The 14,058-nt window shown below is 42.3% G+C and carries 12 protein-coding genes; 10 read left to right on the plus strand and 2 right to left on the minus strand.

The annotated features are described in order from the left end of the window. Positions 1-24 precede the first annotated feature (24 nt). Positions 25-348 carry an IS5 family transposase gene (locus HGD77_RS08175; RefSeq protein ID WP_032031561.1) on the minus strand — a complete coding sequence of 108 codons (324 nt, stop codon included), beginning with the start codon at positions 346-348 and terminating at the stop codon, positions 25-27. Between the two features lie 173 nt (positions 349-521). On the opposite strand from HGD77_RS08175, the gene HGD77_RS08180 reads away from it, so the two are divergent. The 10 genes from HGD77_RS08180 (at position 522) to HGD77_RS08225 (ending at position 12,467) form a co-directional block, all read left to right on the plus strand. Continuing rightward, positions 522-839, plus strand: coding sequence for an ArsR/SmtB family transcription factor (locus HGD77_RS08180; protein WP_004647061.1), 318 nt, complete (start codon positions 522-524; stop codon positions 837-839). Between the two features lie 214 nt (positions 840-1,053). Continuing rightward, a complete protein-coding gene (locus HGD77_RS08185) occupies positions 1,054-2,802 on the plus strand; it encodes a SulP family inorganic anion transporter (RefSeq protein ID WP_004731135.1) in 1,749 nt (582 codons plus the stop codon). Positions 2,803-3,130: 328 nt separating this feature from the next. After that, complete coding sequence (sstT, locus tag HGD77_RS08190) at positions 3,131-4,327, plus strand: serine/threonine transporter SstT (RefSeq protein ID WP_004731137.1); 1,197 nt, start codon at positions 3,131-3,133, stop codon at positions 4,325-4,327. 42 nt (positions 4,328-4,369) lie between these two features. After that, on the plus strand, positions 4,370-5,044 hold the full coding sequence (locus HGD77_RS08195; protein ID WP_004647063.1) for a YoaK family protein: 675 nt from the start codon (positions 4,370-4,372) through the stop codon (positions 5,042-5,044). A 15-nt stretch (positions 5,045-5,059) separates the two neighbouring features. Further along, a complete protein-coding gene (locus HGD77_RS08200; protein ID WP_004731139.1) occupies positions 5,060-5,596 on the plus strand; it encodes a DUF2058 domain-containing protein in 537 nt (178 codons plus the stop codon). 165 nt (positions 5,597-5,761) lie between these two features. Then, positions 5,762-7,036 (plus strand): mechanosensitive ion channel family protein, encoded by a 1,275-nt coding sequence (locus HGD77_RS08205; protein WP_004731141.1) that lies wholly within the window; start codon positions 5,762-5,764, stop codon positions 7,034-7,036. A gap of 226 nt (positions 7,037-7,262) precedes the next feature. Beyond that, positions 7,263-9,116: an ABC transporter ATP-binding protein gene (locus HGD77_RS08210; RefSeq protein WP_004731143.1), complete on the plus strand. Its 1,854-nt coding sequence runs from the start codon at positions 7,263-7,265 to the stop codon at positions 9,114-9,116. 451 nt (positions 9,117-9,567) lie between these two features. Further along, positions 9,568-10,596, plus strand: coding sequence for an AraC family transcriptional regulator (locus HGD77_RS08215; RefSeq protein WP_004731146.1), 1,029 nt, complete (start codon positions 9,568-9,570; stop codon positions 10,594-10,596). A gap of 82 nt (positions 10,597-10,678) precedes the next feature. Beyond that, positions 10,679-11,053 carry a glycine cleavage system protein GcvH gene (gene gcvH / locus HGD77_RS08220; RefSeq protein ID WP_004731147.1) on the plus strand — a complete coding sequence of 125 codons (375 nt, stop codon included), beginning with the start codon at positions 10,679-10,681 and terminating at the stop codon, positions 11,051-11,053. A gap of 238 nt (positions 11,054-11,291) precedes the next feature. Beyond that, complete coding sequence (locus HGD77_RS08225; RefSeq protein WP_004731149.1) at positions 11,292-12,467, plus strand: MFS transporter; 1,176 nt, start codon at positions 11,292-11,294, stop codon at positions 12,465-12,467. Positions 12,468-12,542: 75 nt separating this feature from the next. Here HGD77_RS08225 and HGD77_RS08230 read toward each other — a convergent pair whose 3' ends face one another. Next, positions 12,543-13,742: a PilT/PilU family type 4a pilus ATPase gene (locus tag HGD77_RS08230; protein ID WP_004731151.1), complete on the minus strand. Its 1,200-nt coding sequence runs from the start codon at positions 13,740-13,742 to the stop codon at positions 12,543-12,545. Between the last annotated feature and the right edge of the window lie 316 nt (positions 13,743-14,058).

Below are 14,058 nucleotides of genomic sequence, written 5' to 3' on the forward strand. Positions count from 1 at the left end.
AAGGTATGTCGCTTTTTTTTACCGCTATACCATTTCTTCTGTTTTTTTTGGACGTTGAACTAATATTTCAGTTGCATCAATCACAACAACTTCCCAATCCACTTCATCTCGATTAGGAAGTTGTTTTGGCAAGTTAAATTTTCCAGAACGGATTAAGGTATCTTCAATAACACGTGTGATACGAATTGCACTCGTTTCAGATACACCGTAACTCATACCAAGATGGAAAAATGTTCGATATTCTCTCCAATATTCTATACATAAGAGCAAACGATCTTCCAACGGTAATTTATGCGGTCGTCCTTTACCAATATGACGAGGTAAATGCTTATTTAGCTCGGCCAACATGAGGTTAAATGTAGCCCAACTAACACCGGTAAGCCTACGAAACTTAACGTTTGATAATTTTTGAATATCTTTGAATTTCATCCAAGGATTATCTCTTGAATTAAATAATTTTGCTGATTAATTTAAGATCAAATAAATTGTACGTTTTTTGATTTATGACGGAAGTCTATTGAATGAAAACCGATTTTGAAATCACGACTATGCGCGATTCAGCAGAACAGGTCGTTGGCATTTTAAAATCTCTGGCCAATACCGACCGTCTTCTTATTTTATGTCATCTGTCTCAAGCGGAACTGAATGTTTCAGAAATTGAGGAAATAACTGAGATTAAACAGCCGACTCTTTCCCAACAGCTCATGATGCTGCGTAAAAGCGATGTGGTAGATACCCGGCGCGATGGCAAACAGATTTATTATTCAATTAAAGATCAAAATTTGATTGTGGTCTTAAATACCCTTTATCGATTGTATTGCGGCAATCCAGCTAAATAAAGAATCTTTCTTTTTTCAGTCATCAAGATGAATTTCTTTAAACTCTTATTGATGTCGTTTTAAATCATTAAGATCACGATCATAAGTTTTCGAATGATACGTGACTGACCCAGATGATTCATTTTAAACATGAATCATCAAGAAGCTAGATCAGCTAAGACTTCTTAGCAGAATTTGTGCATAATATATCTATATTTGTGATTTAGACCTTTTTATGCCAAATTCCAAGTCTAAACTTCTGCATAAACTGCCTGCCTGGGCATGGTTAAGCCACTATACGCCGGTCAAATTTAAGTCCGATGTGCTAGCCGCCCTGATTGTGGTGGCGATGCTGGTGCCTCAAGGGATGGCCTATGCCATGCTGGCAGGATTGCCGCCGATCATGGGCTTATACGCCAGCATCCTGCCGATGATCATTTATGCGCTGCTTGGTGGGAGTTCGACTTTATCGATTGGCCCCGTGGCCATCATTTCCATGATGACTTTTGCTACGCTCAATCCACTTTTTGAAGTCGGCTCACCGGTCTATATCGAAGCTGCGACCTTATTGGCACTCATGGTCGGCATTATTTCCCTGCTTTTGGGATTATTCCGTTTTGGTTTTCTGATCCAGTTGATCAGTCATCCAGTGATCCAAAGCTTTATTATTGCCTCTGCCTTATTGATTGCTTTTGGGCAATTAAAGTTTTTGGTCGATCTTCCCTTAAAAGCCAATAACATTCCGGAGTTTGCCAAAAGTCTGCTGCAATATTTTCCGTTGCTGCACGTGCCGAGTCTGATTTTCGGCCTGCTCTCTATCGGTCTGTTGATCTATCTGCCCAAGTTATTAAAATCTCAGGCGGTACAAAGCCGGATCGGTTCTACAGATTTTTTAGTCCGTGCGGTGCCCCTGATTCTGGTATGCCTCGGGATTGCGGCGATTGTCTTTCTGGATTTAAAGCTTCAGGGCATTAAAACCGTTGGTGCAATCCCATCTGGTTTCCCGCCCTTGTCCTTTCCTCACTGGAACTGGGAACTGGTGATGACCTTGTTACCGGGTGCCAGCATGATCGCCATGATCAGTTTTGTGGAATCCTTGTCGATTGCTCAAGCTACGGCCTTACAGCAACGCAGTCATTTAAACAGTAATCAGGAACTGATCGCGCTCGGTCTGGCCAATATCAGTGCAGGCGTAAGTTCAGCTTTCCCGGTAACGGGCAGTCTGTCAAGAACTGTGGTGAATGCCGATGCGGGTGCTAAATCACCTATGGCCGGTGTTTTATCCTCGATCCTGATTATTTTCGTAAGCCTGTTCTTTACCGGATTTTTTGAAGACCTGCCGCTGACCATTCTGGCTGCGACGATTATTGTTTCCATCTGGAAGCTGGTTAATTTCCAGCCATTTGTTGATGCCTGGCGTTATTCCAAGGCAGATGGCCTTGCCATGTGGATTACCTTTCTCGGCGTGGTTCTGATTGATATCTCCACCGGTTTGATCATTGGGATCGTATCGACCTTTGTGCTGATGCTATGGCGAATCAGCCGGCCGCATATTGCGGTCGTCGGTCTGGTCAAAGGAACCCAGCATTTTCGCAATATTCAGCGGCATCAGGTCAGTACCTCCGATCGGGTGCTGTCACTGCGGATTGATGAGAATCTGACGTTTCTGAATGCCAATAGCTTCAAAGGTTATCTGATCAATGAGATCAGCCTGAATGACCAGCTGCAACATGTGATTATTAACTGTTCCAGCATCAGTGCGATTGATCTGAGTGCCTTGGAAATGCTGGAAGATTTAAATGCGGAACTGGCCAAACTGGATATTCGCCTGCATTTTGCCGAAGTTAAAGGTCCGGTCATGGACAAGCTGCAAGCTTCTAAATTGATGACGCATCTGAGCGGGCGCATTTATCTGACCCATTTTCAGGCGATTCAGGACTTGGCGCCAGAGATCTTTGAGCAGCATAAAGATTATACGATTTAAAACAGCAGATACTGGAACTTATGGCCGGAGATTCCAGCTGGTCATAAGTGCAGTTTTTTCTGAATTTTCAAATATAATTTGAATTTATCTATTTAACTTTGATATTTATTTCATGAATACAATTTTAAATATGCTGATTTATTCATCATTGTAAGAAGTTTTTCTTCAATATAAGCAATGTTTTAAACCCGTTAATTTTAGAATATATCAATAATATCAATATCTTGGTTTTAATATGAAAATATATTTTAAGCCTTGTTTAAATTAAGTATAAAATAGCGCAACTTTTTCCCAAATTTAGCCCTCGTAATTTTCACAAGGCAACCTTATGTTTTCTGCCCTTATGCGCATGAGCTTAGTCTCTCGAATCATCATCGCCATTATTTTAGGTGTGGGTGTGGCTGTGGTATTTCCCGAAGCTACTCCCTCATTAAGCCTATTGGGCGACCTGTTTATTAAAGCCTTGAAGTCTGTTGCACCGATTCTGGTTTTCATTTTAGTTTTAGCTTCTATCGCGAATTTTAAAGTGGGCCAATCTAACGCCGCCATCAAGCCGATTATGCTGATGTATGCGGTCGGTATGTTCCTTGCTGCACTGAGCGCTGTGGTGTCGAGCATCTTATTTCCAAGTACGCTGTTCCTGGATATTGCTGCACAGGCTGACTTGCAGCCTCCTGGCAGTTTGGTAGAAATCCTGAAGAATTTGCTGCTCAGCTTTGTCGCCAACCCGGTTGTTGCAATTGCTGAAGCAAACTTTATTGGCATCCTGGCTTGGTCAGTGGCATTAGGCATCGCTTTCCGTCATGCATCGGATAGCACCAAGACGCTTTTGAATGATGCAGCCTTTGCAGTGAACTATGTGATTCGTTTAGTGATCAGCTTTGCACCTTTGGGTATTTTTGGTCTGGTTGCAGTGACTTTTGCTGAATCTGGTCTGGATACGCTGACCAGTTACGTACATTTACTTGCTGTGTTGCTCGGAACGATGGTTTTCGTTGCACTGGTAATTAATCCGCTTCTGGTTGCCTTAATGACACGCAACAACCCGTATCCACTGGTATTCACTTGCTTGCGCGAAAGTGGCATTACCGCTTTCTTTACCCGTAGTTCGGCAGCCAATATTCCAGTCAATCTGGACTTGGCAAAACGTCTGGGCGTCAAGGAATCAACTTCAAGTATCGCAATTCCTTTGGGTGCTACGATCAACATGGCAGGTGCTTCTGTGACCATTACTGTATTGTCATTGGCGGCTGTAAATACTTTGGGGATTAGCGTCGATTTCAGCACTATGCTCATTCTTTCTGTGGTGGCAACCGTTTCGGCATGTGGCGCTTCAGGTGTTGCAGGCGGTTCATTACTATTGATTCCAGTTGCATGTGGCCTGTTTGGTATTTCTTCGGATATCGCCATGCAAGTGGTCGCCATTGGTATGGTCATCAGCGTATTGCAGGATTCTACTGAAACCGCGCTAAACTCATCGACTGATGTTTTATTTACTGCAGCAGTAGACCGCGCATCAAATTGATTTTATATTGATTAATCAATATGTTTAGCCAATGATGTTGTTATGCCATTACAGCGTTTACCTACCTGGGTACAATTAGGGGCGTTTTTTCTTGCGGTCAATGCCGGCATGATTAACGTCCTGGGTCTGGTGACGGTACTGCACCAGTCTGTTTCACATATGACCGGCAATGTCAGCATGCTGGCCATGGCCCTGCTGAACTGGCAACCAGAACAGATGTTGTATCTCTTTCTGGTCACACTCTGCTATGTCATTGGTTCATCCTATAGCGGGCTGATTCTTGGAAATAGTCACTTTCGCCTGGGGCAGCTTTATGGTTACCCTTTAAGCTTGGTGGCTATTTTTATTTTGATCTGCTGGTTATTATTGCCCTATTTCCCGCGCTATGCCTTGTTATGGGCCTGTGTCGCCATGGGTGTGCAAAATGCCATGGTCAGCCATTATAAAGGCGCCATTATTCGCACCACGCATTTATCTGGCGTACTGACTGACCTCGGCTTAGCGATGGGCTACCGGTTGCGCGGTTTGGAGGTAGAATCACGACGCGTGGTTTTGCATCTGCTTATTTTGCTCGGTTTTTTAAGCGGCGGCATTCTTGCCAGCTGGCTATATCCTTATTTAAAATTAAATGCATTCCTCATCCCGGCAGTGCTGAGTCTGGTTCTCAGTCTCACGTATTGGGTGATTTATTTACGTTATCGACATCAACACGACTAATATCTGGACATTCTCATGGTTAAAAATGCATTGCAGGCACAATTGTTAAAGGCAGGATTGGTCGATAATAAAAAAGCCAAAAAACTGTCTAAACAGGCTGTGCATGAAAAACGCACCGGTGACGGTACCGAGGCTGAAATCAAGGCCAAGATTGAACAAGACAAACAGCAAAAAATGGCTAAAGATCAGGCGATTGAGCAAGAGAAAAAAGCAGCTTTGCAGGAAAAAGAACTCAAAGCCGCAATCATGCAAATGATTAATCAGCACAAAATCCGTGATACTGACGGCGATGCGGTGTATCAGTTCATTGATGACAGCAAAATCAAAAAAGTTTATTTAAACCAGCAAATCTATAATGCGTTGGTGGCAGGCAGTCTGGTGATTGCACGTGAAAATGACAGCTATGCTTTCTTGCCTAAAGCTCTGGCAGATCGTATCAATGCGAAAATGCAGGGCTTTATCATTGTGAATAATTCAGAGAAAAATGAAGAAACCACCGATGAAGAAGATCCATATGCAGCTTATGTTATTCCTGATGATTTGATGTGGTAAGCCTCGCGATATCATTACTGAAATATCGAAGATCATAAACCGGCGAAGTCGCCGGTTTTTTATTTGTAGGCACTTTTATTGAACGATTTGCACCAATAGATATGTTTTAAAAAGTTATCCAATATTAAAAAATCTGATCCAAACCTATAAACTTGATCTAAATTTTTGATTGAAGAGAAAGATCGTTTGGAACAGTTTAATTTTATTCGGAATATTCAAGAATGGGCAGATCAGTACCCATGGCTGGAAATGCTATCTTCGCTGAGTATTGTGATTTTACTGGCGATTCTTGCCAATCTATTTGCCAAGCAAATTGTAGTACGCGGAATACGTCAACTGATTTCCAGAATGCCTTTTGCCAATAATCAGATTTTTGCTGAGCATAGCGTGATTCGCCGGATTGCCAATATTGTTCCGGCAGTGGTGATCATGAACGGGATTACCACGGTACCGCATTTATCTGACAAGGTTGAATCCTTTGTGCAAATGGGGGCACAGGCTTTTATCTTCCTGACGATTGCCCTGGCCCTGGGTGAATTACTGAATATTTTTAACCTGGTCTATCAGCGTAATCCCAAATCACGTAACAAACCCATCAAAGGTTATTTGCAGCTGGTCAAGCTGATTATTTTTATTGTCTGTGGCCTGATGATTCTCGGCACTTTCCTGAAAAAGGATGTCTTTACCTTGCTGGCTGGCTTCGGTGCCATGGCCGCGGTGTTGATGCTGGTCTTTCAAAATACCATTTTGTCGCTGGTGGCGTCGGTTCAGATTTCATCCTATGACATGGTGCGTATTGGCGACTGGATCGAAATGCCCTCGCTGAACGCGGATGGCGATGTCATTGATATGTCATTACATACCATTACGGTACAGAACTTTGATAAAACAGTGACCACGATTCCGACCAATAAACTGGTGACGGATACCTTTAAAAACTGGCGTGGTATGCAGGAAGCCGGTGCGCGCCGGATCAAGCGCTCGATTCATATTGATCAAAGCAGCGTACATTTTATGTCGGTTGAAGAACAGAATAAGCTGAAAAATTTTATTTTGCTGGATCAATACCTGAATACCAAATCAGAGGAACTGGAACAATTTAACCTGCAACTGAGCCATCATTCGCAATATAACCAGCGCCGTCTTACCAATTTAGGAACCTTTCGTGCTTATGTAGAGTTTTATCTGCAACAGCATTCGGGCATTAGTAAAAATCATTCCCTAATGGTGCGCCAATTGCAGCCAACCAGTGAGGGTTTACCGCTAGAGATTTATGCCTTTACCAATACCACCGCCTGGGTGGAGTATGAAAATATCCAGTCTGATATCATGGATCATCTGCTGGCGATTATTCCGGAATTTGGTTTAAAAGTGTATCAAGCGCCTTCAGGTCTTGATTTAAAGGAAGCATTTACTCAACCGTCTTCTATTATTACTTAAACACAAGTCATCCAATCTCAAGCCTGAGGTGCTGCTGCATTTCAGGCTTTTTTATTTCCTCATCTATTTAAAACCTGACTGGCATAAATCTGGCTTTAGTTTAATTTTTATAATCCAAGTTTTAATTGAGTGAATCATTTTGTGGCAATTTCACCCAATTACGGGCTTAAAAAAACAGAATCCTTTATAATTCCCGAAAAGCAAAATGCATGATAAGAGTACGATAATGTTTCGATGGCTTGAAAGACTGGTTGACCCCTATCCCACCAAAAATCTGAACCAACCTTTACCGACCAAGTTTTTTCCATTTGTCTGGCAGGCAGCCTATGGAGTCCGCCGTTATTTGCTGATTCTGGTACTGTGTACTGCCGGTGCTGCCAGCTTCGAAGCTTTTCTGTATTCAAAAATTGGTGAGCTGGTGAACTGGCTCAGTAAAAGCCAGCCCGATACTTTTCTGGAACAGCATGCTAGCAATTTAACCTTACTGAGTATTGTTCTTCTGGCCAATATTTTTTTCGCTAGCGCCCAATCCCTAATTAAGCATCAGATTTTGTATAGCAATTTCCCGATGCGTTTACGCTGGCGCTTTCATAATCTGCTCATGAAACAAAGCCTGGATTTTTTCCACAATGATTTTGCCGGACGATTATCGGCCAAAGTTATGCAAACCGCTCTGGCAGTACGCGAATTCTGGGTCATTCTGGGTGACATGCTGGCGTATGTGCTGATTTATTTCATCACCATCAATATTGTTTTGGGTGCAATTTCACCCTTGCTGATCATTCCATTGATGGTCTGGCTAGCCTTGTTTATCTGTGCAGCGTGTTATTTCATTCCACGTTTGAGCAAAATTTCCAATGCTCAAGCGGATGCCCGTGCCGTCATGACCGGGCGTATTACGGATGCCTATACCAATATTCAGACCGTGAAGCTGTTTGCTCATGCCGGCCGTGAAAGTCAGTATGCCAAGACCTCAATGCAGGAATTTATGGTAACGGTATATAAACAGATGCGTCTGGGTGCGCAATACGAAATCAGCATCTTGCTCTTAAGTGTGGTGTTGTACGGTGGCGTACTGGGTACCGCGATCTGGTTGTGGATGGAAGGTCAGGCCGAGCTAGGCATTATTGCAGCAACCACGGCAATGGTACTGAAACTGAACAGTATTGCCGAATTTATGATGTGGCAGACCTCAGCCCTGTTTGAAAATGTCGGTACCATTCAGGATGGTATGAAAACTTTAGGCCGCAAAATTGCCATTGAAGATAAACCGGGTGCCAAAGAGCTACAGCTCAATCATGGTGAAATTAAATTCGAAAATGTCAGCTTTGCCTATAATGATAAAAACGTGATTGATCAGTTTAATCTGACCATTCGCCCAGGTGAAAAAATTGGTATTGTCGGCCGTTCAGGTGCAGGGAAATCTACCCTGATTCAACTGTTGCTGCATTTTTATCATATTAACCAGGGTCGTATCTTGATTGATGGTCAGGATATTGACGATGTGACTCAGGACAGTTTGCGCAAGAATATTGCATTAGTGACTCAAGATACTTCACTGCTACATCGCACTGTCGCGGAAAACATTAAATATGGTCGTCCAGATGCGACTGATGAAGAAATGTTTGAAGCTGTGCGTAAAGCCAAAGCAGAAGAATTTATTCCTAATCTGACGGATTTGCGTGGCAAAAAAGGCTATGAAGCCTATGTCGGTGAACGTGGCGTGAAACTTTCCGGCGGACAGCGTCAGCGAATTGCAATTGCACGTGTATTCCTGAAAGATGCTCCAATTCTAATTCTGGATGAAGCCACCAGTGCACTGGATTCTGAAGTCGAAGCTGCCATTCAGAACAGTCTGGACGACTTGATGCAAGGTAAAACCGTGATTGCCATTGCGCATCGCCTGTCTACCATTGCTCAGATGGATCGTCTGATTGTGATGGATCAAGGTCGAATTGCCGAGCAAGGCACGCATGATGAACTGGTGGCATTAAATGGCATCTATGCCCAGCTTTGGCAGCGTCAAACTGGCGGCATGCTGATTCAGCAACAGGTCAAAGCATTGAAAGATCATAAATAATATGATCTCTAGAAGATTTCAAAACTTCTGATCATTTGCTCGTCCTTAATATTGAACAGGTCTGGGATAAAAGAAAACTTTGCCCAGACCTTTCTTTTTAAAATTTTCTCTACAGATGAACAGCAAGTTGCCATCTATCTGGTATTTTAATGAAATGACATAACTCTCCAGTTCTGAAAGCATTCTGATGAAGCCCTATTCAATGCTTAGACAATCTTCTTGCCCTGAGCCAGCCAATGCAGAGATGTGACCGGTTCAATAAAATAATTTTAATTTCATCAATAAAATTATGTGGTTTAAATTGATTTTAATGCTGAATTCAGGCTAATCTGCCAGTGGCAGAATCACAATCGCCAAAATTTTGTCCAACAATTTTAATGAAAAATTTGGTGGCTTCATGCCAATATCTATTTATAAATAAAAAAATTTGAATGAGTGCAACGGATCGCGCATGAAAACAATTGCTCCACGCCAAGACCAAGGAATTCCAGGTGTTTACGGTCTCTTGCTTCTCGATGTCATTTCCCGCTGGGGTTATAACAATGAGTCGCTTTTCCAACCTTTTGGCCTGACCAGTGAACAGTTGGCAGATCCTGATTTTCGTATTCCAACTCCTGTCGCCAATGAACTGGTCAAATATGCCCTGAAACTGACCGGAGAGCCGACCTTAGGTTATCATCTTGGCACACAGATGCGGATCTCGATTCATGGCTTTATTGGCTATGCGATTATGACGGCGAATAATATTACCGATGCGCTGGTACTGGCGAATCGATTTATTCAACTTCGTTTACCCTTCCTGCAACTGTTTTTCTCGACTTTTGGTGCTAAAGCCACGGTACAGCTGCAAACCGATATTCAGCTTGAACCGCTGCGCACCGAAATTTCCATTGCCTTGATGATTGGTCTGATCAGTATGGCCAAAGCCATTACAGGCGTTACCGATGCCACGGGAGAAATCGACTTCGATTTTAAGAAGCCGGAAGGTTTTGAACGCTTTATGGCGAAGTTTCCAACGCATCAGTTCCGTTTTGAACAACCGCATTTAATTCTGAGCTTTGATAAAAGTTACCTGATGAATAAGCTGGTGCACGCCGATCCGATTGCCAGCCAGATTGCGATTAACCAGTGTGAAACGGAACTTTCTGCCTTGGGCGAACGGCATCGGATTGCGATGCGCGTCCGAGATATCTTGACCCATGCCGAGCAGCATTATCTGAGTATTGAAAGTGTGGCGGATCGCTTACACATGTCTGACCGCACCTTAAAACGTCAACTCGCCGCCGAAGGCACCTCCTTTTCTACACTCGTCGATGAAGTGCGTTACCGGCATGCCACCTCATTATTGTCTCGGACAGATTTTACCCTGGAACAGATTGCCGATGAACTGGGTTATAGTGATGTCGCCAATTTTAGTCGGGCGTTTAAACGCTGGAGTGGTCGCAGCCCGAGCAACTGGCGCAAAGATCCTTATTTATAAGGGAGTATAAGCCTTTTGTTTTGCTTAAAAAGAATGTATAAAACATGTCAAAAATGATCTTAAGATTTTTAAGGAGTTATCAATGAATCATCCTGCAGAATTAAAGTACGCAAGTACACATGAATGGGTGCGCATTGAGGGTGATCTTGTTGTGACCGGTATTTCCGACCATGCACAGGATGCGTTAGGTGATTTGGTTTATGTCGAAGCACCAGATCTTGCTTCACATATCACTGCAGGCGAACAAGCTGGCGTGGTTGAATCAGTAAAAACAGCTTCTGATATTCATGCGCCGGTGTCTGGTGTAGTGGTTGAAATCAATCCTGATCTTGAAGATGATCCTGATTTTATTAATGATGACCCATACGGCAAAGGCTGGATCTATAAAATCAAGCCAGACAATATGGCAGATGTCGAAAAGCTGCTTTCCAATACAGAATATGAAGCTGGCCTCTAAGCCCTTTTAACTTTAAAAAATCAGCCTCCGGGCTGATTTTTTATTAAAGATCAAGCGTTGCATTTCCTAGTTCAAATTAAATTTCATGCATTTATCATGAAATATCATTATATTTTTCACTTATTTTTCTTAAAGTCTTGCTCATATCTCCTTCGCTCCTGAATAGGTCGCGCTTATTTATAACAATAATTTCCCATGCTGAGCCCAACGTCTTACAGCATATCATTTTAGGAAAATCATGAACGCCATTGCAGCGCCACTATGGACCAAGTCATTTGTGCTTTGTTTGGCCAACAACCTATTTTTATTTATTTTCTATTTTGCACAAACCACAATTTTGCCAATATACATCTTAAAAGAATTAGGCGGCAACCTGACTCAGGCAGGTCTGGCCATGACCTTGTTTATGGTGTCTGCCATTGCAGTGCGACCTTTTAGCGGTTTAATTATCGAAAAATTCGGGGTGCGTAAAACCCTGATCATTTCTGAAGTGTTCTTTAGCCTGTTTTCACTTACTTATCTGTTGGCAGATCAGCTCACGATTCTGTTTATCATCCGTTTCTTACACGGCATCTGGTTCAGTATCTTGACTACAGTTTGTGTGCCTGTGGTGAACCAGTTTATTCCGGAGCAACGTAAAGGCGAAGGCATGGGCTATTTTGTCATGTCGGTTAATCTGGGGATTGTTTTAGGTCCATTTATAGGCTTGAGCCTGATTGAACACTGGTCTTATTTTCAGGTCAGTATGCTATTGATCGTCTTGGTTTTTATCGGATTTGCCTTCTGTTTTTTGATTCCGGTCAAAGAACCTGAAAAAATCATCAAAAATACCAATAAGAAAACCTCGCTTGAGCTGACAGATTTTGTGGAAAAGAAAGTGCTGCCTGTCGCAGTATTGGCCATGCTGATTTCTTTTTCTTATGCGAGCATCATGTCTTTTATCGCACCCTTCGCAGCCAGCAAGGATTTAATGGCCTATGCAGGTTTATTCTTTGTGGTTTTTGCGATTTCCATGATGAGCTTACGGCCGATCACCGGAAAGATTTATGATCGTAAAGGCCCGCAATATGTGATTTATCCGGCATTGCTGGCTTTTAGTTCGGGTTTATTTTTACTGAGCCAGATTCAGAGCTTATGGGGATTTATGCTGGCTGCAGTCATGGTTGGTGTGGGCTTTGGTAGTGTGCAGCCGTGTATTCAAACTTTGGCGATTCAATGTGCGCCCAAGCATCGAATTGGCTATGCAACTTCAACTTTTTATACTTTTTATGATATGGGGATTGCCATCGGTTCACTGCTGATTGGTGCCATCATTGCAGCTTACAGTTATCAGTTTGCTTTTATGCTATGCGGTATTTTAACCTTAAGCAGTATTATTTATTTTAAGCTGGTGGTGCAACGTAAAACCGTCTAGTTTTATGGATTGAATAATAAATAAGATAAATAAAAACAGGCAGAAAATTCTGCCTGTGATTTTTTGAGTAAATGTTTATTCTGACACCGAAGTATTCTCTGCTTCTTTCTCATCCGCTTTTGGATCTTGCATCATGGTGAATTGGGTTGCTTCACTAGCTGGTGCAGTACTGTCCTGTCGATTACTTTTCAGCTTGATCTGCAGGCGTAACTCATTGGTAGAATCGGCATTACGCAAAGCTTCTTCATAGGAAATGGCGCCTTGGTTATACAGATCAAATAAGGCTTGGTCAAAAGTCTGCATGCCCAGTTCACGGGATTTAGCCATAATGGCTTTCAGCTCATGAAACTCGCCTTTCAGGATCAGGTCGGAAATCAAAGGCGTATTCAGCATGATTTCAATCGCTGCCCGACGGCCTTTACCATCTTGAGTCCGAATCAGACGCTGTGAAATAATTGCCTTCATATTTGAAGACAAATCCATCAATAACTGATTCCGGCGTTCTTCAGGGAAGAAGTTGATAATCCGATCCAAAGTCTGGTTGGCATTATTGGAATGCAGAGTTCCCAAACACAAATGGCCAGTTTCCGCAAAAGCAATCGCATGTTCCATAGTTTCAGTATCGCGAATTTCCCCGATCAGAATTACATCCGGAGCCTGACGCAAGGTATTTTTCAGTGCATTATGCCAAGAATGGCAGTCCACTCCGACTTCACGATGAGTAATCATGGATTTTTTATGTTTATGCACATATTCAACCGGATCTTCTACGGTAATGATATGCCCTGCTGAATTTTCATTTCGGTAGTCAATCATGGCTGCGAGTGAAGTTGATTTACCTGAACCCGTTCCTCCGACTACCAGTACCAGTCCACGTTTTTCCATAATCACATGTTTCAGCGATTCCGGTAATTTCAGCTTCTGGAAATTTGGAATTTCTGCAGTAATGGTACGAATTACCATACCGACATTAAGTTGTTGCACAAACACATTTACCCGGAAACGGGAAACGCCCGGCACATTGATGGCAAAATTGCACTCAAGTTCAGTTTCAAATTCTTTACGCTGTTTATCATTCATCAGGCTGTAGGCAAACAGCTTGGTTTTTTCAGCTGTGAGTTCCTGCTGTCCAAAAGGTTTCATTAAGCCTTGATGTTTAATACTCGGTGGAAAATCAGCCGTAATAAATAAATCTGAACCGCCATATTCCACCACCTTGGTCAGCATGTGATGCATGAATTTTTCTGCTTCGTCCAACAATTCTGCCGTGAACATCTTTTCCCCCGGAAATGCACAACTGCACAAATCTCAATCTTAGATTTATGCCAAATATTTTAATTTCATTGTGCAGCGTTTTATAAATATGCTCAAATATATTTGATTTATAAAGAAAATATTTTTTTAATATTTATGTGACCTACTTCATTAAAAATTAAATTAAGTAGAAGTATTCAAGCTTTTTAAAGCAACTCTGCCAAAAAAATAGGATTGTAATTTTAAAGGTTGAATTCTGTTAGACGATTCATTATTTGTCATTTGCGACATATAGAATGTTATTTTTCTTTCTTTATGATTACCAACTCCCCTATTT

It is taken from the genome of Acinetobacter sp. NEB149, from assembly GCF_012516415.1.
GTDB classification, from domain to species: domain Bacteria; phylum Pseudomonadota; class Gammaproteobacteria; order Pseudomonadales; family Moraxellaceae; genus Acinetobacter; species Acinetobacter lwoffii_V.